The following is a 21,121-nucleotide window of genomic DNA, read 5'->3' as shown; positions in this document are numbered from 1 at the left end:
GGTTGCGCTCCCGCGAGGCGGCTTCAGGGCTCGCGATCGGAACCATCGTTCCGATCGTGTTCCCTATCCCTTGACCGTGACGAGCGGCCACAACCGCGCCACGCGCCGCGCGATCCCTGCCTCCTCGACGGAGCGCACGACCGGCGTGATGGGTTTGTAGGCATAGGGCGCCTCCTCCTTCATCCGCTGGTGGTACTTCGCGAGGATGTCGCGCCGCCGCCGCACGTGGGGCGCGTCGGGGTCGAGCGGCGTCACGACATGCAGCTTCTCGACCGCGCGCCGGTAGAGGTCCTCGTCCGCGTGCGCGGAGCGCCCGCGGGTGAGGCTGCGGCCCGCGCCGTGGCACGCGCTCGCGAGCAGCGCCGCGTGCCCTGCGCCCGCGAGCACCCAGCTCGAATCGCCCATCGACCCGGGGATGATCACCGGGTCACCCGTGTACGAGAACGCTCCACCCTCACCATCCGGTCCCCCTGCAGGCGTCGCGCCCTTGCGGTGCAGGTAGCGCGGCTCGGCCCCGTCGGGCTCCCAGATGAGGTTGTGCGGCGCATCGTACACGAGCGTGCTCGCGACCTCGCGGCCAAGCACCTCCCGCATCGCGCGCACCACCATGAGGCCCAGGAAGAGGCGGTTCGCGAACGCGAAGTTCGCGGCGTTCCGCATCGCGTCGAGGTAGACCGACGCCTCGTGGGCGTGGGGGCCCACCGCCGGCAGCACATAGAAGCCGTGCGCCGGATGGGGCACCCCCGCGGGGTACAGCGCGCGGGCGCGCTCGTTGAAATAGCCGCCGACCGCGTGTCCGAGCCCGACGGAGCCCGCATGGGCCATGATCGTGACGGCGTTCTTCGAGAGCCCGAACGAGCGCGCCGTCGCGCCGTCGACCAGCTCGTCGACGGTCTGTATCTCGACGAAATGGTTGCCGCCGCCGACCGTGCCGATCTGGATGTCACGCCCGTCCGCCCGGCCCGACGCCTGGATGTACGCGTCGAACGCGAACGTCCCGCGCGCGGAGAGCCCGCCGTGGAAGTGCACGCGATCGAGATCCTGGCGCTGCGCGCGAGGATCGTAATGCGCCCACAGGCCGGTGCGGGCGTTGTCCGCCGCCGTCTCGTGCAGCCCGGACAGGCCGTCACGGAGCATGGCCGCGCGCTGCCGCGGCGACATGGGGATATCGCGCTGCCCCTGGAAGAAGATCGCGCGGAGCCGCTGCTTCAGGGCGCCGATGTGCGGCGCGAGCTCGTCCCGATCCACGTCGGTCGCGAGCAGGCGCATGCCGCAACAGACGTCGTTGCCGACGGCCTGCGGCACCACGAACCCGCGGGCATCCACGACGGTGCCCACGGGGATGCCCGCGCCCTTGTGAAAGTCGGGCGTGAGCACGATCGAGCGGATCTCGCCGGCCGTGCCGCCCCAGAACGGGGCGATCCTGCCGGCCTTCTCCCATGTCCGAAGATCGCGGAGCGTGCCTTCAAGCGAGGCGAACCGGAGGAGCTCCTCGATGCCGTCGGCCTCGACGACGACATCCTCCCTGGCCACGAGGGTGATCGGGATCCCAAACGGATTGTCGATGCGGGCCGTCGCGCCATCCAGGCGACGCACCACCGCATCGAGATGCAATTTGCCAACCATGCTGCTGTCCAATCCACGAAGACGCACGCGGCCGACGCGTTCACGCGACGGGGCCGCGGCTCACTCTCCCCCGATCTGGACCCGGTGCGCGCACGAGGGAAGCGCACACCGCAGCAGCGGCGCTCACTATAAACGAGGAACGCCGATCGTCAAGCGGCGCCGGCCGGTTCTACCTGCCCGGCTGGCGCGGGGCCGGGGCGGTGCGTTCGGTCGCCGCGGGCCCCGCGCTCATCGCGATTCAGTGGACGCTCAGCAGCGGCAGCCGCAACACCTGGAAGGGTGGGATTCCGACGCGGAACGAACACGACTGGTTCGCGAGGCTCGCGAGAGCCTGCTTGCGGTTGTCCATCTCCGCGAACGAATGGCTGACCCCACGGTTGTCCGTCACCGTCAGCGGACCTTGCAGGAAGGCCGAGATGCTGGGGACGCCGCCGGGCCCCGCGGGGCGGATGTGGTAGAAGAGCGTGTCCGTCTCGCCCGTGTGGCAGCCGCTGCACGTGTTGGACGAGAACCGAAAGCGCGCCTCGAGCTCCGCCGACGTCTTCAGGTCCGGGTGATCCCAGAACGTCCCGGCGTTGTAGGTCGACGCGCCGCCCATGAAGGGCACGCCCCCGGGGGCTTCGGGCATCGTGTAGCCGGGGCTCATGGAGGCCAGGATCTCCGTGAGCAGCGCGTCGCTGCCATTCAGATCGATCGGCGCCGGGGTCGTGCCCGGAACCGACGTGAAGCTCGCCTGGTGCTCGCGGGGGTTGTTCTTGGTGGTGGTCTGTTGCAAAGGTCCGCTCCCGGGGCGGATCACGAACTCGCGCATCTGCCAGATCCCCGTGAGATCGATCTCGTTCGTGCGCAGCTGGTTGAGCGCGTTCTGGTTGGGGTTGCCCGGCGCGGCGCCGCTCCTCACCACCTGCTCGGTCAACGCCTCGAGCGCCGCGCCGTAGGCGGGGTCACCGGGGAGCAAGGCGCTCAGGTTGACCCACTTGTTCGCCCAGTCCTTGATGTCGACGCAGCTCGTGATGGGCACTCCGTACTCGAAGATCGCCGCGGCCTCGATCGGCTGGCAGGTGTCCACGCTGTCTCTGGCGTCGCCGTCCCGATTGCCGTCGCGAACCTCCATCAGGCCGAACACGAAGCGGAGCTCGCCTCCGTTGTTGCCGGCAGCCCCGCCGAGGTAGGGCGAGCTCTGCGCGAGGTCGGGGCGATACAGGATGGCCTGCAGCCGAAACGGCGCGATGCTGAGGTTCAACGCGCCCCCGCCGCTCCTCTGGCGCCAGGGGTTGATGATCATGCTGTCCACGTTCGCCGCGGCGGCCGCGCTCGTAGCATCGAGGACCAGGCTGCCCGAGCTCGCGTTGACGATCTGCTGGGTGCGCCAGGAAGCCAGCCACTGCTCGACGAACTGGCTCGCGGTGAGCCCGGACCCGATGGCCATCTGTTCCATCAGGTAGCCGAAGGTCCACTTCTTGAGCGGGGCGTTCGCGGCGCTCGAGTCGCACGGGTTCATGGTACGCGCCGGGTCCTCGATCACCGGCAGTGAACGGATCAACAGCGATTTCTGCGGGTTGATGGCGGCCGTGGTCACGCCGCCGAGCGTGCGCAAGGGGCCGAGCTCCGCGAGGTTGGGCAAACGGATGGTCGCTCCCTTTTTCAGCGCCTCGATATCGATAGCGTTCGTTTGCGAGATCTCGATGGCCTTGGAGGCGATACGCGACCCCGGCTCGAACGTCTGGAGCGTGCGGGTCTTGAGCTTCGAGATCTCGCTGTTGATCTGGCTCAGCCGTTCCAGATCGATGGGGATCGAGGCGGAGAACAAGCCGTCTCCCGCCTTGAGATCCGGCTTGATTCCCGAGTCGTTGAAGGTGACCGCCTTCTCGCGCGCATCGAGGCTCATCTGGAACGCCGCGCCTTTGTTCTCTTCGATCACACGCTTGCGGTCGCCCGGCGCGAGCTCGAGCGAGAGCACCCCGACGCCATCCGACGTGAGCCGCAGGTGCAGTTGTTCGACCTTGGGCGCCCGCTTGGAGGGCGCCACGATGAGCGAGTCGCTGTTCGATGCGGCGAGCTCCGGCTCTTCCGGCTCGGTGCCGCAGGCGGTCAACAGCAGGGCGCAGGTCAACGCCGCGCCTATCGATCGATTCTTCATGGAATTCTCCATCGCTGGTCGTTGGTGCGCGCGGCGCGAAAGGCTCCCGCGCGTGACGAGAAGCTCCAGACGTCTGCAATCCTCACGCAGAGCTGGACGTATCCCCTGCCCCTGGCCGCAGATCCCGGGCCGAGTGATGGCTATCCGGGCGTCTGACCGCCCGGTCGGGGAGACGCTTGCCGGCATTGCACCGCCGGTGCCAACCGGACGGATGATCGCGTGTGGCCAGAGCTGGCCCTTCAAGCGCGTGCCAAATACCGACGCCCGCGCCTCGACGGGGTGATGCCGAACGGCTGGACGTGCCGTTCCATGACGGCGCATCGTTCATGGCTTCACGCCGGAACCGACCGCCGGCCCGGCGCATCGGTACTGTCGCCCTCCTGTGACACCCCCTGGCTCCGCGCCGCGCGGTGCAACAGCAGGGCGCCCGACCTGTTACGGGGACACGTGCTCGGCGCGTTTTTCCGCAGCGCAACACGGTGTATCACCGGCGTAACACCCCGTGTTATCGCGGGCGCCGGGCGCGCCACGCCGGGCTCACCGCGCCGGCGCTCGGCGCTCGGCGCTGCCTCGATGGGACGGCGAACGTGCCGCCCGCGGTCAGAACCAGGCATCCAGCCACGCTGGTGAGCAACGGCGCGCAGCGCACACCGTGGCACGAAAGATGCCTCGGCGGCGGCAATAGCCATTCAGCATCGATGCGGCCAGCTGGCCAACCGCTGCGCGTCCGTGCCAGGATGCGCGCCCACGAGGGGCGCTCACCTCGCGACTCGAGTTCAGGAGAAGGAGAATACCTGTGGCCATAGGCCGTTTGTACATGGCGCTAGCCTGCATCGGCGTGGGTTCTTTCCTGGGGTGCGGCGGGTGCGTCATCGTGACGACTCCCGGCGGGCCTGTGACGCCGGCGCAATCGGCTGGGCCAGCAGAGCCAGTCGCTCCCCCGGGGCAGCTGCCTCACAACGGCATGCCCAAGAACGGCATCAGCGTGGAGGCGCTCCGCGCGAACAGTGAATTGCTCGAACGCCTCAAGGTGAGCAAGCTGAACAGCCTGAAGCTCGACGATGTCAAGCCTTTCAGCACGCAGGACCCGACGCTGGAGCCTCGCGCCGTTCAGCTGATGCACTACATCGTATCTTTTGCGCTGAAGGAAGGCCAGAAGGTGTCGGTCCGCGTGGGGAACAAGCGCTACGAGTGGAATGGGCAGATCGGGGCATGCGCCAGCGGGGGACCCTTGGGGGACTGGTTCAACGACCTTCCATCCCCGGAATGCCTGCAAGCGGTCTCCGCAGGCGTGCTCGCCCGGGTGAACGCGCTCAACAAGGTGGTCGTGGTATCCATGCGCGGCCCAGGGGGTCTCGTCGCGCTCCATGACAAGGTCCCCGCCGAGACAAGGTCTCGAGAGAGGAACACCAGCACAGGCGAGGCCACGCAGATCGAGAGCTTCGCCGCTTGCAACCCTCCCGGCGGACCGCGTCGGGCGACGAGCGACTGCGGGTGGACGGCGCGTTACGTCGGGCAATGCCTGGCGCAGAGGTCAGGCGATAGTGGGCCGAGGACGGTCAGGCTCAAGCTCGACTCGGCCCACGCCAGCTCATCTCCGGTGTTCGTGCGTGTATGCGCGGGTAACCATGGATGCAACCACGTGGACTACGACGCGGCAGATCCTCGGAGCAGGTACATCAAGCACATCAAGAGCGATGTGCTCGACGGTCCTGGCGACACGGTCGACTTCACATGCCCCGCGAATGGCCCTGCTGGCACAGGCATTGTCGACGAGGCGAGCTCCACCCCCGAACAGGTCGGGTACTTCAGCGTGATGCTGTCGGAGCGAAATTTCGCGGTCGACGTGAAGTTCGAGAGCTCCGATGGGGTGAGGTATCCGGCGAAGGAGGTGGAGCTGTTCAGGTACCGCGAGGGCGGGTTCTACGGGAACATCTTCGATTCGAACCCCGGGGGGGCTCGGCCCGACGGGGTGCTCTTCGACAAGCAGTACGCGTGTTATGGCGAGGACTGGAATCAAGGCATGGCGAACCTCGCCGACAGGCTCTGCGCCCTCCCTGCGTCCGATGCGGCAGCGCAGTGCTTCGTCCACGAACCGAAGCCATGCTCTCCTTTCAACGGGAATCCGGGCGCTTGCGTTCGGTCTGCCGGTGCCAGGCGATCCATCTACACCCCGTGCGATGAGGCGGGCGCGCAGTGGAAATACCCCGTCACGGTCTACTTGAACCATCCATGCGATCTCAGGAGCGACTCCGGGTGCTCTTCGTTCAAGCCCTGGTTGATCGACCGTTCACTCAAGTAGCCTCGCCGCGAGCCGCCTCATCGATTCGACCGCCGGGACAGGGGCGTCCACCACCGACCACGCCTTGATCACCTGCTGGGCCAGCCCGAGGGCCCTCTGCCTGTCCCCGCGCCTCGCCGCGCGCTCCGCCTGGCGCACCGTCTTCAGGCTCGCGCCGTTCAGGGCCTCGCTGTCGTCCCGGCTCGCCCGCTCCAGCCGGTCAACGAGCTCGTGCTCCCCCTCGCGCTCATAGGTCGCGACCATGGCGTCGCCGAGCACCTCGACGAACGGCTCAGGCTCCTGCAGCAGCGGGCGCCACGCCAGCGCGGCGCCCCGCTGGTCTCCGCTGGCATAACGCTCGGCTCCCGTGATGAAGCTCTCGGTGTTCGGCAGCTCGCCTTCCGGGAACCTGACCCGGAGCTTGCGAAGCCGCTCGAAGCAACGCCGCGACACCGCCCGACTGGCACGGGCGCAGACGGCTCCCATGCGCAGCGGGACGCTGATGTGGGTGCCCTCGAGGAGGGGTGGCTCCGGGTCGAGGAAGCGGGCGACGATGAGGTCGGCTATCTCGCGCTCACGCCCGAGGACGAGCGCGAGCTCCAGCGCGCGCCAGGCGATCTGGAGGCGCTGGACGCGAACGAACCCGGAATCACCGGGGGAAATGGCCATCGCGCGCCTCGCCCGCTCGAGGGCGGCGCCGATGCCGGCCTCGCTCGCCTCGACGCGGATGAGGAGGAGCTCGCTGCCGACCTTGTGCAGCACCTGGCTTCCCTGGCCCACCGCGAGCGCTATCCCGCGCGCCTCCTGGCGCGCTCCATCCTGGAGGAGCCGATCGACCAGCGTGTCGGCCACGTTCATGTCCAGGGGCGAGAGGACATAGGCACGCCGCGCGAACCCGACGGCGCGCGTGCGAGCATGCTGCGGGGGAGCCTCTGCCGCTCCAGGGTCGGAGTCCTCGAACAGCCACCCATACGCCTCCCACGGCATCCAGGCCCGCATGCCCTGCAACGCGCTCGCCGCGCTCGGGGTCCCGTGGGTCACCGTCGCCAGCTGCACCCAGGGCGCGCACCACTCCCCGATCGGGTTCTTCGGCTCGGCCTGCACCGCGCTGAACGCCATGTCCTTGGCGAGCGTCGTCCTCTCCGTGGCGCGCTCCTCATCGGGCGACGGCAGCAGGCAGGATATCGTCGCTGCGAGGGTCGAGCGTCCCCAGGCCGACGCCTCGCGATCATAAAGGCGCTGGAGCTCCGCCACCGCCGTCGGATCGACAGCACGCCGCATCATGAGATCGACGCGGGCGCGCGCGGCGAGCTCACCCGGTGAGGGATTGGCGCCGGCCGGCGGGAGCGTGACCACGGGAGCGGGCTCGCCGAGCGTGTAGGCGCAGCGGAAGCGCTCGCCTGGTCCCATCTCCGCGAGGCCGCCGCCGCGCGCCTCGAACCGGGCGCACTCCTGTCGGAGCCCGCCGGCGTTGTGGGTCATGGCCAGCGTCAGGTCGAGCAGATCCAGCGCCCCGTCGACCGTGCGCGCCCTCGAGAAATCGGCCACGGCGTCGTCGAGGCGTGAGGCCTTTGGCAACACCCCTGCATCGACCCAGGGATCCATGGCGTTCCTCACGGCTTCATAAAGCGCGCTCGCCCTGCCGACCGAGGACGCGAGCTCCCTACCGTCGGCGGCTCGCAGCGTGACCGTGAGCTGAAAGGCGCGGGACGGCTCGAGGACGATCGCCCCGTCCACATAGGCCGCTCCCCTCCTGCGCGCCGCGTCCAGCGATTGGGCGCGAGCCTCCGGCCCGGCATAGGGATCGATAGGAACCGTGTCCGCGTGCGGCCGTGGGAGCGAGAGCAGCTCCGCAGGGACCAACGTGCGCGCCGCGCGGCCTCCGAGGAGGACCCGAGCCCGCTCGCACAGCGTCGCCGCGGCGGCCGCTCCCAGCCATCCGGCCGGCGCCTCGACCCCGGTGGCCTCCAGGATCGGGCAAGCGAGCACCGTGTTGTCGGGCTCCAGCGGAGATCGCATGACCGTGGGTGGAGGACCAGGCGCTGGCCGGTGAGGGAACGCCCACCGGACGGCGCCCAGACCCAGGGCGGCCAGCGTGACGCTCGAGGCCGCGATCCAGCGCCACCGGCGCGACCGATGCACGATGGCCTGCGGCTGCCGAGGGGGGCTCGGGTCCGTTGCGTCGCTCTCGGGCTCGAAGCGAGGCGGCGCGGGGCCGGGCCCCCCTGCGCCGGCCACCGAGTCCGTGCGTCCCACTCCCTCGCTTCCACCCAGATGCCCGTCGGACTGGAACGTGTCGGTCCACGTCGATTGCTCGTCGACGGGCGGCGTCCCCTCACGCGCTTCGGCCCCGGCGGGCTGCTGTGCTGGCAGCTCGTAGCCTGGCACGCCGAGCGCCCGCGCGAGCGCCCCCACGGCGGCGCCCGCGGTCGGGAAGCGCTGGCCCGGCGCGAGCGCCGTCGCGCGTGTGAACCACGCGTCGAACGCGGGCGGCAACGTCACGCCGTACCGCGCGGCGCGCTCGCACGCAGGCTCCTTGGGGCCCTGCAGCGCGACGAGCGCGAACGCGACGGGGCTGTCGCCGATGCCGACTTCTTCTTCCCAGTAGGGTCTGCCGACGAGGAGCGTGTACGCGATCAACCCGAGCGCGTAGATATCGGCGGAAGGTGTGATCCTGCCGCTCTGGAACTGCTCCGGCGCCATGTAGATCGGCGTCCCGGCCGCGCCGGTCGAGCCGCGGGTCGCGCCCTCGTGCAGCACCTTCGCCACGCCGAAATCGAGGATCTTGATGCGCGGGGCGTCGTGCTCTCGCTGCTCCAGGAACAGGTTGCTCGGCTTCAGGTCGCGGTGGACGATGCCGAGCTGGTGCATCTTGTCGATGGCCGGCGCGGCTTGACCGAGATAGGCGAGCACCTCGGCCGGCGCGTGGCCGCCCACGCGCGCGAGCCGCTCGCTCAAGGTCTCCCCCCGGAGCAGCTCCATCACGAGGAACGGAGTCCCCGTGGCGTCATCGACGCCCGCGTCGACGACGTCGACGAGCGCGGGGCTGTCGACCTGGCCGGACACGCGGGCCTCCAGCGCGAATCGCTCCCTCAGGTCGGCGCGCTCGACCGTATGAGCGTGCATCACCTTGAGCGCCCGTCGGCGCTCCGTCTGGAGGTCGATCACCTCGTAGACAGCGCCCATCGCGCCCGCGGCCAGGCGACGCAGGACGCGGTAGCGAGACGCGACGACCGTGTCCGGCGTCATGCCCGCCTCATCCCACGGCCGCGACGCAGCACCTCAGTGGCGGAAATCATCCGGGTCGATCTCGTAGCGCTTCAACCAGCGATGGATCTGCATCCTGGCTTTGCCCATGGCGCGCGCCACGCCGGCGATGTTGCCGCTGTGCGCGCGCAGGAGCGCCTTGAGCTCCTCGGGCCGGGTAGGATCGTCTCCTTGCTCCGTCGCGTCGGCGGCGTTGCGCCTCAGCGCGCTGTTCAGGTGATCGAGCTCGATGGTACCCCGCTGCGCCAGCACCACCGCGGTCGTGATGCACTGCTCGAGCTCGCGCACGTTGAGCGGCCAGCCGTACGTGACGAGGGCGCGCGCCGCGCGAGGGTGCAGCTGGATGTGCTCGGCGCGCTCTCCGTCGACGCGCCGCAGGATCGCGCCGAGGATGAGGCCGAGGTCCTCCCGGCGAGCCCGGAGCGGCGCGAGCTCGATGGCGTGGCCGGAGAGCCGCGCGAGCAGGTCGGAGCGGAAGTCGCCCGACGTCGCCATACGCTCGATCGGCCGGTGTGTGGCCGCCACGACGCGGAGGTCCACGGGGATCGAGCGCGTGCCGCCCACGGGGCGCACCTCGCGCTCCTGGAGCACGCGGAGCAAGGCCACCTGGGCGGACAGGGGCAGATCGCCGATCTCGTCGAGGAAGAGCGTCCCGCGATCGGCGCTGCGCACGAGCCCGGGGCGATCCTCGGTGGCCCCGGAGAAGGCGCCCTTCCTGTGCCCAAAGAGCTCGCCTTCGACCAGATCCCGCGGCAGCGCACCGCAGTTGATCGCCACGAACGCGCCCGGCCTGCCCGAGAGCGAATGGATGGCGCGCGCCATGACCTCCTTGCCCGTGCCCGTTTCGCCCTGGATCAGCACGGGGATGGTGGAGGCCGCCACCACCCTGAGCCGCTCGAACATCTCGAGCTGCGACGGGACGAGGGAGAGCAGCCCAGGGACGTGCGCGGCGAGGCTCGACGCTTCCAGCAGAGTGACCTGCTCGGCGCCGCGGGGAATCGCCGCGCGGTAGAGGAAGAACGTGCGGCCCAGCTCGAGCACGTCGCCCTCCCCGAGCTCGGCGTGCTTCCGCGGGGCCCCATTGAGGATGCTGCCGTTCTTGGAGCCGCAATCCTCGAAGCACCACCGGCCGAGGACCCGCATGATCCGCGCATGCCTCGACGAGAGCCAGGGGTCGTCGAGCTGGATCTCGACGCGCCGGCGTGAGCCGCTGTCCGCGACCTCCAGCCTCCGGGCATTGCCGCGGCCGATAACGACCTCCTCGACGTCGTCGAGGGCGATGCGCGCCGACGACGCAAGCGGCCGATGGCTGTCCGCGACCAGAAACAAAAAGCTGCCGTTGCCTGATTTGTCCAGATACCGCTGTCCGCCCGTGGCGGATAGCGTTCGTTGATCAGGTTCACCCGGCACGAACCAGTCGTACCCAGTCGGGCAGACGCGGTCAATATGCCAGGGGCGGCATTCCGAGCGGCAGCCGCGCGGGTTGCTCGTCGTCCACGGGCGTGCGCTGCATCGGGTCGTCGATCGACAAGGAACGCCGCGAGCGCCTTGCGCAGCGCACAGGAGCGCCCGGACGGGGGCACGATCGAGCCATCGTGGGCGCTGCGCGCCTTCGTCGCGAGGGCTCGTTCGGGCATGGCCTGGATGCGGCGAACGGAGCGTATCGCGAGGCGATCGGCTGGCCGATTCGACCAGCTCCCTGGCCGGCACGACCAGGCCGCAGCCGAGGCCAATCGCTACATCTGCCTCACGTCCGGCCGCGGAGGCGCGTGCGTCGCGCCTCGTCGATCCGCGGCGTGGCGTGATCGCCAGGGGCTCGCAGAGGAAAATGTCACCGGCGCCCAGCAGCGGCGTACACCCGTCGGGAGCCCGCACGCTCCCCACCCTTGCCGTGGGCAGGGCGGAGATCGATTGCATTACTCTTCCAGTCGATGTCGTCGCGCTGTACCATTGCACCAGGAAATCGTCACCTTCGAGGGAGGGCCCCATGGCCAAGAGTTTCGCCATCGCGACGTTCAACACCCTGAATCTCCTGCACCCCGGCGTGTTCTTCGCTGGACGCCCGAACGACAAACCGTATTCGACCGAAGTATACGACGACAAGGTCGAATGGATCGCCCGCGTCCTCAAGGAGGGCAATGTCAGCCTGGCGGGGCTTCAAGAGCTCTTCAGCGCCACGGCGCTCAACAAGGTCACGACGCTCGCCGGGTTTGACCACGCCTATGCTCCCGACATCAAAGACGGAAAGAACATCACGAGCGACGCAAACGATCGAAAGGAAGCAGCGGGCCCCTTCGTGGGGCTGATCTCCAAATATCCGATCATCGCCGCGCGAACAGTCGTCGAGTTCCCCGACGAGGTCAAGGGAATCGAGATTCAGGGCGGAGAGGCGGCCACCGACCTCAAACGGCTTCCCGTCACCCGCTTTCAGCGCCCTGTGATCCAGGCCGACGTCCAGCTACGGGACGACGTCACGGCCACGGTCTTCGTCGCCCACCTGAAATCGAAGCGCCCGCTGCTCCTCGAGCGCGAGATAGCCGACGAGAAGAACCCGATCGTGACCGCCGCGGGCAGCGCTCGCTCCCTCATCGTTCGTGCCGCGGAATCCATCGCGCTCCGAAAGCTGATCGTGGACGCCACCCAGAACAACCAGAAGCCGGTGATCTTGTTCGGCGACCTCAACGACGACCTCTCGGCCGTCACAACGCAGATCATCGCCGGCGAGGAGCCCTTCCGCTTCGCGCGCCTCGAGGAGAAGAAGGTCGAGTGGGACCGTCTTCTCTACAGCGTTCACGATCTCGAGGAGCAGGAGAGCTATCGCGACGTCAGCTACACTCACATCTTCAACGGCCGTTACGAGCTCCTCGATCACATATTCGTCAGCCAGGAGTTCTTCCATCGCAATCCCGATCGCATCGCCACCGTGCGCAATACCCGCATCTTCAACGACCACCTCCAGGATGAACGCCGTGCGGTCAACCCGGGACGCGGACCTTCCCGGCGGAGCGATCACGGCATTCCGGTCACCGAGATCGAGTGGCAAAGGTAGCCGACTGCCACGACGCAGACCCATGACTCACACGACCGACTCACCGCAGCACGACCACGCCGTCGGCGTCCGGTTTCCCCTGGGGCGGCTGGGAGCAGGCGAAGGACAGGGCGGTCGTTTGCCGGGATAATTCGCACGCACGTCCGACTACACCTTAGGAACCGTCGCTGAGACGCTCGGCCCCGCGCTTGCGGGCGCGGCCTTCTCTTCGCGGTCTCCCGACCTGCGCTGGGTCGCCGCAGCACGACGTTGTAGCGTCGACGTCGCAGAGAATGTCCGAGAAGAACCGAAGCGCGTACGTCCTCCTGCGGGAAGAGGGGCTCAGCGTCGCCGAGGCGGCGAGCGTACTCGGTACGACCGGCGACGTCGTCAAGCAGCGCGCCCATCGCGCCTACGAGCAGATCAGAACTGCGCTACGCCACGCAGGGTGGGACGAAGGCAAGCCATGATCGAGAAGGATTTTGCACACGAGATCCCCCGTCGCTTCGAATCGGCGCCGGGTCCGCCGGATGAGCTCCACGCCCGCCTGGCCACGGCGATCGCGGAGACGCCGACGCCACAATGGCCGCTCCGACATCGCCTGGCGCTGGTCGCCTGCGCGCTTCCGGGCGCCCTTGCCATCACGCTGCTCGGGCGCCACGCGCTGTTCGGCCGATCCGTGCTGCGCGCGGATCTCCCCTCTCTCCCACCCGAGCAGCTGGCGCTCGAGCTCGCCCTGATCGCGCTCCTCACCGCTGGCACCACGGCGGTCGCCGTCCGTCCTGGCCCGGCCGGATTTGGATCCGCCGCGCGACTGCTCGGCGCGACCAGCCTCGCGACAGCGCCCACATTTCTCGTGTTCGCCCTCCTCTTTCCGCTGCAATCCGCCGATCCCGAGGCCGTTCTTGCGTCCGCGCGGCTGCATCCCTTCGGGCTGCCGTGCATGGCCGTCGCCGCGATCGTCGGCGCCTTCGCGCTCGGAGCGCTCTCCTGGGCGCTGCGCCATGCCGTCCCCGTGTCGGCGCGGCTCCGCGGAGCCGCGCTGGGGGCCGCGAGCGGCGCGTGGGCGGGCCTCGCCCTGGTCATCCACTGCCCCGCCTCGGCGCTGCTGCACGTCCTGGCCAGTCACGTCGCCCCCATCGCGGTGTTCACCGTCCTCGGGGTGCTCGTGGCGCCCGCCTTCGTGCGGCCTTGAGAGGCTGCATCGCGGGCCCTGGGATCCCGAAGGCGAGGCAAGGAGCTCACGCGAGCGTCGGGCTGGTCTGAACATCCGGCCGAACCGAGCTCCTGAAAGCCTCCCGCCCTTCCAATCCCTCATCGCCAGCGCGTCGTCTCGAGTCCGCTCGTCTGCCCTGCTCGAGCCATGCCCGCCGCTCAGAGCCCGCTCTCGGCCTGGATGCGCCCGCTCTTCACCGCGGCCGCCAGCGCCTGGTGGTCGCGCTCGCTCTGATCGGCGTAGGCGATCGCGAACGCGGCGATCGCCTTGTCGAAGGTGTCCGCCTTCCCGAGGTAAGCCGCGATCGCGATCCGATCGCCGGAGCGCGCGTGCGCGCGCGCCAGGGTCCAGCCGCAGAGGCCGCCGTACGTCGTCAACAGGACCCGATCGAGCGCGGCGATGTCCACCGAGAACTTCCAGTCGCGGAGCTGGCGCACGTAGAAGTCGCGCTCGATTTCGTCGGCGCCCTTCACGCGCTGCCAGCCGAGGAAGATGTCGCTCGCGGCCTGCATCAGCCGCTGGCCCGCCACCACGCGCTGGCCGCTGTTGGGGTACGCGCTCTTGCCGAGGAACCGCTCGAGGACCGACGCTTGCGCCTCTTTCGCCTGCAGAAAGAGCGGGTCCTGGTCGTCACGGCCGAACAGCAGGATGATCCAGGCGCGCAAACCGACGCTCCCGACCCCGACGACCTTGTGGGCCATGTCCGCGAAGTTGTACCCCTCCAGCACGTGCCGCCGATCGGCCTGAAGGGTGCTGCGATAGCCGCGCAGGATCTCGCGCACCTGCTGCTCGAGCTGCTCGCGGTCCACGCCGTGCACGAAATCCTCCATCGGGACGATCAGGGGAGGATCGCTGATGATTCGCCGCCGGCCGCCCACCTCGCGGGTCAGCTTCTCGTAGGCCTGAAGGCTGTCCTTCGCCCGGGCCTTCGCGAGGTTGCGCTCGGTGACGTTCAGACGATCGCGACCCACCTGCGAGCGGAACCGGTCGAGGATCTGCTGGATGTCGAGGCTCGCGTACCAGACGTCGAGGTTGCGGAGCGCCGCGAAGCTCCGCATTGCCTCTCGGTACGCGCGCACGGTCGTCAGGACGATGTCGGACCGCGCCGCCTTCGAGAAGCCGTTGTCGCGCCCGGCCAGCTCCAAGCTGGCGGCCAGCCGCTTCACGTCCCAGTCCCACGGTCCCGGGAGCGTCTCGTCGAAGTCGTTGATGTCGAATACCATGCGGCGCTCGGGAGATCCGAACACCCCGAAGTTCGAGAGGTGCGCGTCGCCGCAGAGCTGCACCCTCAGGCCCGAGCGCGTCGTCGCGGCCAGATCGGAGGCCATCACGCACGCTGCGCCCCGGTAGAACGTGAACGGGGAGACCAGCATCCGGCCGTAGCGGATCGGCACGAGCTCTGGCACGCGGGTCTTCGCTTGTTCCTCCAGAAGCGCGATCGGATCGGGCCGGTAGGGCAGCGCCTCCCAGTTCGCGTGCGCGGCACGTGGGATCTCCGCGCGCTCCGCCTTCCCGCGAGCCGCGTGCTCCTCGGCGGTGAGGTGCGGCATCGCCCACTCCCCCGCGACCGTCGATGATCCGTCTGATGCTCCGTCTACGGTGGCCATCTCCGTCTTCCGTCCCTCCCTCGGCGCTCATCGCCCCACGACCGTGTGAGATATGCTGCTCGGATCCTCGCCGGTCCGCCTGACGCGCTCGGGAGGCTCACTCGCCCATCGTGCGCCGCAGCTCGATCATCGCCTCCTGGCTCACCTTCAGAGCCCCCTCCTGCGGGCGGTCGAGGTCGGCGGTCAACAGCATGACGACCGAGAGGCTCATGACCAGCGTCGCGACCGCAGGGGACCGGCGCGTCTTGACCAGACCGGCGTGATAACCGACGGCCATCAGGTTCAGGATCGCGACCGCGAAGAGCGCCGCCCACAGGACCCCTGGAATACCGCTGCGGACGGCCACCCTGACGCGCATCGTGTGGAGTTCGATCGTCCGGTTCAGCGACTCGATGAAGAGCGCCACGACGGGCGAGCTGGGGTGATCTCGTCCGGCGACCTCCGCCTCTTTCCAGAGCTCCCGGTGCAGCTCCTCCGAGCGCCGCACCGCCTGCTCGAAGTTGTCGGGCCTCGCCCCCTCCAGACGCGACGCCACGTAGTCACGCAGCAGCTCGCGGACCTTGGCGCCGCGGTCGCCGGGGAGCAGGCCGGCGCGCAGGTAGGTCGTCTCGATGGCGTTGGCCTCGTCGACAACCATATGTTTCCTCGCCTCGAAGCGGGTCGCCGCAAAGCCGAACGTGAACGCCAGGACGAGTGCCAGCAGGCCCATCGTGGTTGTGACCAGGGCGAGCACGTGGGTCCCGCCTTCCCCCTCGGCGCGGCGCAGCCGGTACCCTCCCAGCCGGTAGCCGCCCTCGACGGCGAGCACCAGGACCACGATCGTGATCCCCAGGAGCAACCAGAGCGGAATTCGATCGAGCGGTCCAGGCACGGGCATCGACGCACCTCGCTTCAATCACGGTTCTTCGCCGTCGCGGAGACGGAGCATGTCGCCGACCTGAACGGTCGCTTTCAGTCCGACAGTCCGGCTGGCGCTGGCTTCAGGGTCGCGATTCCTGGCGGAAGGTCAACCAACCCGCCATCGTTCTGTCAAGCGCTTTCAATGCGAACACAGGTCTGCAAGATCCGGAGTTTCTCCGATCGCCCTGAGGGCAGCCTGATCCTGAGCGCGGCTCGCCGGACAGAGAACCTACACCGCCCGCCACCGGGTATTCCGCATTTTCTCCTCGGGCGCTCGCGCAGGCGGCGGAGCTGCAGATAGCGTGGAAGGATGAAGAACCATCTGCAATTTCCCCTGATGATCGCGATGTTCCTCGCCGCCTGCGACTCCACGTCGGGCTCCGGCGGCGACGGCGGCGCAGGGCTGGACGCGCCCTCGCCGCACGCCGGCGGCGGCGGCGGCGGCGGCGGGACGAGCCATGGCGGCGGGGGCGGCGGAACGAACGATGGCGGCGGGGGCGGCGGCGACACGTCGCCGTCCGGCACGCTGAGCGAGCGCTACCCGGGCGACGTGGGGATCGCTGATGACCCCGCCGTGCTCTTCCACGACGACTTCGAGCAAGGCTGGGGGCGCTGGGACGGGCCCACCGCCGACACGCGCTATCTGCACATCGAGGCCGACGCGGCGACCGCCCACGCCGGGCAGGGCTACCTCCGCTCGACCGTGACGACCGCCGATCTGGCGGAGGAGACGTACATCTCGTCGTCCACGTGGGTCACCCACGAGCGCGTCGACGAGATCTACTGGCGCTTCCACGTGCGCTTCCCCGAGCTCGCCCCGAACCCGCACCACTGGGTGCGCATGGCGGCGGGCAACGAGAGCTGGGACAGCAGCGGCCTCGCGAACACGGTGCCGCCCGGAGACGGGGGCTTCTGGTTCGACTTCGACACGAACACAGACGACGTCTTCAATTTCTACGTCTACTGGTACAAGATGCGCTCCGGTCGCTGCAACGACGGGACCGCGACGCCCGGCTGCGCGGGGGATCAAGGCACGACGTACCACTACGGAAACGGCTTCAAGCCCCCGGGGCAGGCGCCTTTCCCGCGGGACCGCTGGTTCTGCGTCGAGATGCACGCGCGCGCCAACACGGTCGGCCAGAGCGACGGCGCGCTGGCGTTCTGGATCGACGGCGTGCCGATCGGCGACTACCGCCCCGGTTACCCCGACGGCACCTGGCTCCGCGACCAGTTCCACACGGGAGGGTGCGACTTCAGCGCGTGCACGCCCCCCGAGCCGTTCGGTGGCTTCGACTTCCGATCGAGCGATGACGTGCGCTTCAAGAGCTTCATGCTCGACGCCTATTACGAGCGCGACTCCAACGCTCGCCGGCGGGCGGAGATGGAAGAGCTCGGCATGACCGTCTCCGACACGCACACCATCCTCTACGACGACGTCGTCGTGGCGACCGAGCGCATCGGCTGCCGTCGCTGAAGAGCGCGCCTCGCGCCCTCCCCGTGGTACTCTCCCGCGCATGGGTACCGCGAACGCCCCCGCTCCCCGACGGCGCTCGGCCCTGCGCTGCGCCGCGTGCGCGGCCCTCCTGCTGGCCGGGTGCGGCCCCGCGCCGACGCTGGCCGAGCCGCGCGCGCCGGAGCCGCCGCCCGCCGCCGAGACGATCTACATCGTCCTCCAGGATCCGCCCCCGGCGCCGGCGACAACGGCGGCCGACGGCTGGGTGCCGGACGAATTCCCCGGTGACAACCCGTTCGAGCGGACGCGGACCTGGATCGGCGATTACGACTGCCCGCAAGGCACGACCGAGATGACGTTCCGGATCCTGGAGGTCAAGGGCGACAGGATCAAGGCCGTGTTCGGCTTTCATCATGCCGAGTCCGGCGCCGCCGGCAAATACCTCATGAGCGGCCGCTACGACGCCGAGACGCGGACCGCATCGTTCTCGCCCGGCGCCTGGCTCGAGCGCCCGCCCAACTACGTCACCGTGGGCATGAAGGGCGACCTCGCGTTCGACGGCTCGCTCTTCGCCGGGCGCATCGAGCACCCCGACTGCGGCGCGTTCCGGCTCCGGCCGGCGGGGTAGCGTCGCCCCTCGCGCAGCTCGTCGCCAGGCCGCCCCGAGCGACGAGCTGCGTAGCGATGACGTGGCCAGCCGCGCGAGCGAGGGGCGCGGCGCGACCCTCAGGGCGTGCTCGACGGGTCTGCCGGGTCGCTGCCCTCGTCTTCCTCGTCGCCGTCGCGGAATCCGTCGCCGTCGCGATCCAGCCCGATCCGCTCCCCCGAGCCAGGCGGCGCGCACGTGTACGTCAGCTCGCCCCGATTGCGAGAGGCCCGGTGCCGCAGCGCCGCGTCGCGGATCGGCGCGTCGCAGAGCCGGTCGCCGATGAACAGGCCCGCGCCGACGTAGAGGAATCCCGCCGTCTCGTGGTCGTCCGATCCCTTGACCACGAGATCGCACTCCCCTGCATCGGCCCGCGCGCGGAGCAGATCGATCCTCGGCCCAACCACGGCCGCGTTGTTCCGGGTGAGCGTCACCTGCTGCCCGACGATCGGCGCCAGGTTGCTGTCGAACGCGAGCAGGAACTGCTCCACCTGGCGCCGCATCACGTCGCCCTCCGGCCCCGGCGGGAACCCGCCCGGGGTGAGCGGCGACTGGTTGAACCCCATGTCGGGGGTCGCCGAGCTCACGAAGCGGAAGAGCGTCGGGACGCCCCCTTCGTTGTTGAAGCCGAACCCGCGGACCTGATCGCCCAGGAACGCGTCGCTGCCCGGGAAGAGATCGTTGTTCGCCATCCCGAACATGCCGACCTTCTGGTACAGATTGCGGAAGTGCGGCGACTTGAAGGCCTCGGTCTCCAGGTCGAACGTGTACCGGCCATCCCCGCCGAAGAAGCCCGGCGCATCGACGCCGAACTCCTCGTTCGCGTGGCGGTCGAGCACATGGCACGAGACGCAGGTGCCCTCCTCGCTGAAATCGGACACGTTGTTGAAGAAGAAGCTGCGCCCAGCCTGCTGCGCCGGCGTGAGCGAGTTGTCCAGCGCCCGGATCGGGTTGGGCGGATAGGTGACCTGCAGGATGAAATCGGCGAACGCCTGCATGTCGGCCTCGGGGATGAACTCGCTCCTTCCCACGAGATCCGTGAACCCCGCCTGGAACTCAAGGAACGCCGCCACCTCGTCGAACGTCCCGCTGTCCGGATGCGCGCTCGGCTCGTCGCGGCCCCCGGTGCGATCGCCGCGCCAGTGCATCGGCCCGTGGTTCGCCATGCCGCGGAGGCTCTGCGTCGTCATCGGCCCCTTCATCGGGTGGTGGGTGTCGAGTATCCCGAAGTCCAGCGGGTGGGACTCGAACGGCCCCGGGATGTCCAGGACCACCTCGTCCGGATTCCCGAGGTCCCACGCCAGGCTGTCGAAGTCGCCGTAAACATGGCAGCTCGCGCACGACGAGTCGCCGTGGCTCGACGCGAACGACGCGTCGTAGAGGAACCGGCGGCCGGCGACCACGCTCGGCGGCTCCGGGTTGTGCATCGGCACGTGCGCGATCTCTGCCCTGGTCGTCGTGCTGAGGATCGAGATCGCATTGTCGAAGCGCGTGATCGTGTACAGGCGCCGCCGCGCCTCGTCGAGCAGGAGCCCCGTCGGGCCGCCGCCGGGCACCGGGATCTGCTTGGAGGTGCTCGGCGTGAAGGTGTTGTTCTCCAGGGCAGCGGTGCTGAACACCCCGATCTTGGACGACCCGATCGTCGCCACGTACAGCGTCTTGCCGTCGCCCGTGACGGCCATCTGCTGCGGGAGCGCGAGGCTCTTCTGGTTCTCGACGTTCGGCACCGGGGCGCAGCAGGCGTCGTAATCGATGTGTTTGTTGAGGTGCCTCGGCGTGACGCTGCCCGCCGGGCCGAGGACGGTGATCCTGCTCTCGTGCAGGTGGCCTCGTATCGTGTGGCCGGCGAAGATCCCGGGCCCCTCGAAGCGCTTCTCGTTCCCCGCCTCGGTGTTCGACACGTACACCTTCCCGCTGACCGGGTTGACCGCCATGTTGTAGAGGATGGTGCCGACGCCGGTGTAGAACCCCGCGGCGCCGGGCAGCTGCCTCGGCGGGCTCGCGTTCGCGTCGATGACGAACACGTCCTTGTCGGGCAGCGAGAGCCGGACGGAGCTGTCCCAGACGCGGTTCAGCTCATCGACCCAGTGGACACCATTGAACTTGAGGATGAGCCCCGTCTCCGGGTGCGGGATCCCCTCCGCGTTGGTGGCCGGCCCGGGCACGCCCCCCGCCGCCTCTCCGCCGTTCGGGATCAAGCCCTCGTGGAGCGAGGTGGTGCGGTTCCCGGAGTGGAAGGCCGCCGCATACACCTTGCTGCCGTCCGGCGTCACCGCCAGCGCCCGCGGGGTATCGCTGAACAGCGTGACGATCGTGAGCGGCGCGCCGGCGAGCGTCGTGCCGAGGCGGTCGGCGTCGAAGACCCAGACGTCCGCCCGGCCCACGCCGGGGCTGGTGAGCTGGGGGTCGAACGGGATGTTCTGTCCGCGATGCGCCGTCGTGATGAACGCGCGGCGCTTTCCTGGGCCTGCGAACACGATATCCCGCGGCTCGTCGCCCACGAGCAGCGTCCGCACGACCCGGCCCGAGCGCGCCCCCTGGGACAGCTCGACGACGCTCACGCTGTCCGACAGGTGGTTGACGACCCAGACCTCGGTATCGCTCCGCGCCGCCACCGCCACCGGCTCGAGGCCGACGGGGATGGAGGCGCGGTGCTCGATACCCTGATCCTTGACCCGATACACCTCGAGGTGGTTGTCGGGTGTGTTCACGGCGAATAGCAGCTTTCCGTCGGGGGAGAGCGCGAGCGGACGCACATGGCCGCTCTCGAAGAGGGTGAAAGACGACGCCGCCTCGGCGGATCGGCCGGCCGCGAGGCCCACGAGCAGCGCCGACGCCGCGACGAGACGGGAGAGGACGTCGCGCACGACAAAGTACGAGGCCATGAGTCACCTCCGATGAGTGGGGTTCTCCTCACATGATTTCGAATGGCAAGCAGACGATAAGGCGCGAAGGTT

General features: G+C 69.2%; 13 protein-coding genes. 6 read left to right on the top strand and 7 right to left on the bottom strand.

Annotated features, from left to right (window positions below; genetic code table 11):
• Positions 1 to 63: 63 nt before the first annotated feature.
• Both POL72_RS37570 and POL72_RS37565 read right to left on the bottom strand, forming a co-directional pair.
• Positions 64 to 1,626: an RtcB family protein gene (locus tag POL72_RS37570; RefSeq protein WP_272101638.1), complete on the bottom strand. Its 1,563-nt coding sequence runs from the start codon at positions 1,624 to 1,626 to the stop codon at positions 64 to 66.
• A gap of 238 nt (positions 1,627 to 1,864) precedes the next feature.
• Positions 1,865 to 3,766: a hypothetical protein gene (locus tag POL72_RS37565; protein ID WP_272101637.1), complete on the bottom strand. Its 1,902-nt coding sequence runs from the start codon at positions 3,764 to 3,766 to the stop codon at positions 1,865 to 1,867.
• Between the two features lie 964 nt (positions 3,767 to 4,730).
• Between POL72_RS37565 and POL72_RS37560 the strand changes: the two genes are divergently transcribed.
• The gene (locus POL72_RS37560) at positions 4,731 to 6,068 is read left to right on the top strand and encodes a hypothetical protein (RefSeq protein WP_272101636.1); all 1,338 of its coding nucleotides are present in this window, start codon (positions 4,731 to 4,733) and stop codon (positions 6,066 to 6,068) included.
• Here the strand turns inward: POL72_RS37560 and POL72_RS37555 are convergent.
• Together POL72_RS37555 and POL72_RS37550 are read right to left on the bottom strand one after the other, a co-directional pair.
• Complete coding sequence (locus POL72_RS37555; protein ID WP_272101635.1) at positions 6,057 to 9,296, bottom strand: serine/threonine-protein kinase; 3,240 nt, start codon at positions 9,294 to 9,296, stop codon at positions 6,057 to 6,059. The genes POL72_RS37560 and POL72_RS37555 overlap by 12 nt on opposite strands.
• A gap of 33 nt (positions 9,297 to 9,329) precedes the next feature.
• Positions 9,330 to 10,724 carry an FHA and sigma-54 interaction domain-containing protein gene (locus tag POL72_RS37550; protein ID WP_272101634.1) on the bottom strand — a complete coding sequence of 465 codons (1,395 nt, stop codon included), beginning with the start codon at positions 10,722 to 10,724 and terminating at the stop codon, positions 9,330 to 9,332.
• Between the two features lie 577 nt (positions 10,725 to 11,301).
• On the opposite strand from POL72_RS37550, the gene POL72_RS37545 reads away from it, so the two are divergent.
• The 3 genes from POL72_RS37545 (at position 11,302) to POL72_RS37535 (ending at position 13,537) form a co-directional block, all read left to right on the top strand.
• Complete coding sequence (locus POL72_RS37545) at positions 11,302 to 12,363, top strand: endonuclease/exonuclease/phosphatase family protein (RefSeq protein ID WP_272101633.1); 1,062 nt, start codon at positions 11,302 to 11,304, stop codon at positions 12,361 to 12,363.
• A 272-nt stretch (positions 12,364 to 12,635) separates the two neighbouring features.
• On the top strand, positions 12,636 to 12,812 hold the full coding sequence (locus tag POL72_RS37540) for an RNA polymerase sigma factor (RefSeq protein WP_272101632.1): 177 nt from the start codon (positions 12,636 to 12,638) through the stop codon (positions 12,810 to 12,812).
• Complete coding sequence (locus tag POL72_RS37535; protein WP_272101631.1) at positions 12,809 to 13,537, top strand: NrsF family protein; 729 nt, start codon at positions 12,809 to 12,811, stop codon at positions 13,535 to 13,537. Before POL72_RS37540 ends, POL72_RS37535 begins: the two co-directional genes overlap by 4 nt.
• Before the next feature lie 179 nt (positions 13,538 to 13,716).
• Here the strand turns inward: POL72_RS37535 and POL72_RS37530 are convergent, their stop codons facing one another.
• Together POL72_RS37530 and POL72_RS37525 are read right to left on the bottom strand one after the other, a co-directional pair.
• The gene (locus tag POL72_RS37530; protein WP_272101630.1) at positions 13,717 to 15,108 is read right to left on the bottom strand and encodes a DUF2252 domain-containing protein; all 1,392 of its coding nucleotides are present in this window, start codon (positions 15,106 to 15,108) and stop codon (positions 13,717 to 13,719) included.
• A gap of 154 nt (positions 15,109 to 15,262) precedes the next feature.
• A complete protein-coding gene (locus tag POL72_RS37525) occupies positions 15,263 to 16,042 on the bottom strand; it encodes a bestrophin-like domain (protein WP_272101629.1) in 780 nt (259 codons plus the stop codon).
• Between the two features lie 333 nt (positions 16,043 to 16,375).
• Between POL72_RS37525 and POL72_RS37520 the strand changes: the two genes are divergently transcribed.
• Positions 16,376 to 17,539 (top strand): hypothetical protein, encoded by a 1,164-nt coding sequence (locus POL72_RS37520; protein WP_272101628.1) that lies wholly within the window; start codon positions 16,376 to 16,378, stop codon positions 17,537 to 17,539.
• Positions 17,540 to 17,579: 40 nt separating this feature from the next.
• Positions 17,580 to 18,146 (top strand): hypothetical protein, encoded by a 567-nt coding sequence (locus POL72_RS37515; protein WP_272101627.1) that lies wholly within the window; start codon positions 17,580 to 17,582, stop codon positions 18,144 to 18,146.
• Between the two features lie 98 nt (positions 18,147 to 18,244).
• Here the strand turns inward: POL72_RS37515 and POL72_RS37510 are convergent, their stop codons facing one another.
• Positions 18,245 to 21,049: a hypothetical protein gene (locus tag POL72_RS37510; protein ID WP_272101626.1), complete on the bottom strand. Its 2,805-nt coding sequence runs from the start codon at positions 21,047 to 21,049 to the stop codon at positions 18,245 to 18,247.
• Positions 21,050 to 21,121 lie beyond the last annotated feature (72 nt).

It is taken from the genome of Sorangium aterium, from assembly GCF_028368935.1.
Taxonomy (GTDB): Bacteria; Myxococcota_A; Polyangia; order Polyangiales; family Polyangiaceae; genus Sorangium; species Sorangium atrum.
The sequence above is the reverse complement of the archived record's forward strand: the minus strand, read 5'-3'. Positions and strand labels throughout refer to the sequence as shown.